This is a genomic window from Chloroflexus sp., from assembly GCF_034435895.1.
Lineage (GTDB): Bacteria > Chloroflexota > Chloroflexia > Chloroflexales > Chloroflexaceae > Chloroflexus.
Genome location: NZ_DAOTWH010000007.1, coordinates 1 through 3,303 on the forward strand (window position 1 = coordinate 1; position 3,303 = coordinate 3,303).

General features: G+C 63.2%; 2 protein-coding genes and 1 pseudogene. 1 reads left to right on the plus strand and 2 read right to left on the minus strand.

The features are described 5' to 3' along the window. The coding region (locus tag U9R81_RS00435) for an MFS transporter (protein ID WP_322493576.1) at nt 1–554 on the minus strand (554 nt) is incomplete at its 3' end. Between the two features lie 60 nt (nt 555–614). After that, the gene (locus U9R81_RS00440; protein ID WP_322493577.1) at nt 615–2,213 is read right to left on the minus strand and encodes an amidohydrolase; all 1,599 of its coding nucleotides are present in this window, start codon (nt 2,211–2,213) and stop codon (nt 615–617) included. Nucleotides 2,214–3,093: 880 nt separating this feature from the next. On the opposite strand from U9R81_RS00440, the pseudogene U9R81_RS00445 reads away from it, so the two are divergent. Then, nucleotides 3,094–3,303, plus strand: a pseudogene (locus U9R81_RS00445) (hypothetical protein); the annotation flags it as partial.

Below are 3,303 nucleotides of genomic sequence, written 5' to 3' on the forward strand. Positions count from 1 at the left end.
CTGCGGGCCGTTTGCTGGGTGAGGAGCAGCACCCCCGCCGGCACAATCGCTGCCAGCGCCACTGGCACGATCCCCGGCGTGCCGGCTGCCGCCAACACGATCCCGGCGAGAATGGGGCCAGCAGCTAAACCGGCTTGCCCGCCAAAGAAGAAGATGGCGGTGGCGCTGGCCGGTTTATCGGGTACCGCAGCCGCGGCGCTGGCGGTGCCGATCGGGTGAAAGAGACCGCTGCCGAGCGCAGCGAGCAGAAAACAGGGCAAGAGCACCGTCCAGTTCGGCGCCAACGCCACCCCAGTATAGCAGAGCGCCATCCAAAGCACGCCCAGCGCCGCCAGTTGTAGTGTGCGTCCGGGCAGGCGGTCGGCGATCCAGCCAAACAGCGGCTGCGAGAGCGCGCCAAGCAGGGTATAGACGGTCAGCGCCAAGCCGATGTGCTGGTTGCTAAGGCCTAACGGCCCAGCCAACACTGCCAGCAGCACCGCGCCGACGCTATTGAGCACATCAACCATAAAATGGCCGCCAACCACCGCCGTAAAGACCCGATTCCGCAGCATGCCGGCTTATCCTTTCCTTCATATCAGTAGGGCAGAGCGCGCTCTGCCCCTCTGTTTGCGCTATCGCCGCTCAAACATGATCTTCCCCCCGACGATCGTCAACTCGGCGTGCAGGGTATGTAAGCGCTCTGCCGACATCTGGAAGGGATCACCGTTCAGGACGGCCAGATCGGCCAGCATGCCGGGCGATAAGCGACCCTTGCGATCCGTCGCGGCTTCCGCCGCCGCCGGGCCGGTGCAATACGCTGCCAATGCTTCGGTAAGCGCCAGTCGTTGTTCAGGATACCACCCGCCAGCCGGTGTGCCATCGGTCGTTTGGCGGGTTACGGCAGCGTGAATCCCTGCCCACGGATCGAGCGTCTCGACCGGCGCATCGGAACCAAACGCTAGCGTAGCCCCAGCATCAAGCAAGCTGCGCCATGCGTAGCTGGTTGCGCAACGCTCACCCCATAGCCGATTGGCGACCGCCATATCAGCGGTGCAGTGAATCGGCTGCATTGAGGCGATCACGCCGAGCTCGGCGAAGCGCGGGATGTCGTGAGGATCGAGGATCTGGGCATGCTCGATCCGGTTGGGCAGGGCCAGATAGATGGCAGTAGGGCGAGCGGCAGCAATCGCATCGAGCACGCTGCGATTGGCGGCGTCGCCAATGGCATGCACCACCACACTGATCCCGTGCGCATTAGCGCGAGTCACAATCTCTTTCATCTCGGCAGGCGGAATGACCGCGATGCCGGTATGATCACGCCCTTCATACGGCGCCAGCATGTGGGCGCTTTCAGAGCCGAGCGAACCATCGGCAAACAGCTTGAGACCGCCGATCCGCAGCCAATCGTCACCCAAGCCACTGCGCAAGCCCAAACCGATGGCGTGATCGAGGTGCGCACCGGCGATATGCGCCAGCACGCGGATGGTCAGATCACCGTCAGCCCGGAGCGCTTGCAGATCGATCAGCGTATCGGGGCCGTCAGCCGGATTGGTCGCTGGCGGCACGTGCAAGCTGGTCAAGCCATAACTCAACGCCTCATGGATTGCCAACCGCAGTGCAGCGAGGCGCTCGGTGCGAGTAGGAGGCGGCACAATTGCGCGCACCAACTCCATTGCTGTCTCGAACAAGATGCCGGTTGGTTCGCCGTGCTCGTCACGTTGAATCTGGCCGCCATCGGGATCGGGAGTGGCAGCGGTAATTCCGGCCAACTCCAGCGCGCGGCTATTGACCCACAGCGAATGGCCGTCTTTGCGATCCAGCATTGCCGGCCGATCCGGGCACACCCGGTCGAGATCGGCCCGGCTCGGCCAGCGCCCGCCCCACAGCGCATGATCCCAGCCGTTGCCGCGCAACCACGCTCCCGGCGGCAAGCGTTGCGCCACAGCCGCGATCTGGTCAAGCGCAACCGTGAAATCAGCGCAACCGGTCAAGCGCACCTGCTGGCGGGCAAGGCCGTGCAGCACAATGTGGACGTGCGCATCGGTCAGGCCGGGAACCACCGCCCGCCCGCGCAGATCGATTGCCTCAACCTGATGGCCGGCAGCGGCCCGCACCGTCGCTTCATCACCCACCGCCAAGATCCGCTCGTCACGGATAGCCAATGCTTGCACTACCGGTTGGGCCGGATCGAGGGTGTAGATCGGGCCGTTATGTAACACGATTGTGGTCATCGCAAACCTTTCATTAGATCATAATGAAGAGGGATGAGAACCAACCCTCCACTCATTCCGCTTGAGGAACGGACAGAACATTGTAGTCGATCACAACCCGTTGATCACTGTGCAATGCCGTAAAGCCCCGTGCTGCACTCCTCATCACCCCTCCCCCGCTGGGGGAGGGGCAAGGGGTGGGGGCATCCGCCCGCGCAGCAGGCTTCGTCCCCCTAGCCCCGCCCTTCAGGGCCGGGTTCCAGACCGATGTTCTGTCCGCCCTTGAACCCGCTAGTGTGGGAGCGGGGCGCTACTGCCTTCCCCTTCCGCTATGCCGTGCGCGCCAACCACGCGGCTCCCCCTCTCCCGCCGTCAGGGGGGAGCGGGGGCCAGAGGGTACACCAACACCCACCGCAACGCCTTCAACCACCGCTCCGCTCATGCGCTCTGTCCACCCTTGCACCACACAAGCGGGGGATTGCGGCGGGGGCCACGCCCCCCTCGCAATGACATTACCCTCTCCTTGACAGCCCCCCGGCAATGCAGCCTTCCCCTCACGCGAGCTGCCGCGCCTGTTGTCATTGCGCGCCGCGTAGGGACAATGCGCTGCATTGCCCCGCGCGGCGAAGCAATCCCCCACCCGAGCGGGAGCAATATGTCTAAATCCTTGTCTAGACACATAATTGCAACGCTTATCCTACTCGCCCATCGCTATTCTGTCAAATCTGAGTAGTCAAATATTCACAAAATGGATAACATCCTTAACTGTTGAGTGTTCAACATTCGCACACGCTGGCAGGCGTGGTATGATATGTCAGGATTTTGCACATATCGTCACCTGCTTGTGTTCAGACGATCAACAACCACCCTACCGCTTTACGGCTACCAGAGGAGGCCGGCTATGACCCATCCGCGCTCGAATTATGCGCTGGCAGGCGCAGCCCTCTTTAACCCGATGGCGGCGATGTACTGGCTGGATGTAGCGCGCGGGCAACGTCCCGGGATTGGGTTAGCGTTGGTGAGTGCGGCAGGTGCGGCATGCGCTGGGTTAGCCGCTGATCCGCGCCGCCACCCGTGGCGAGCGGTGGCGAGCGGGTTAGCGGCCGCGGCT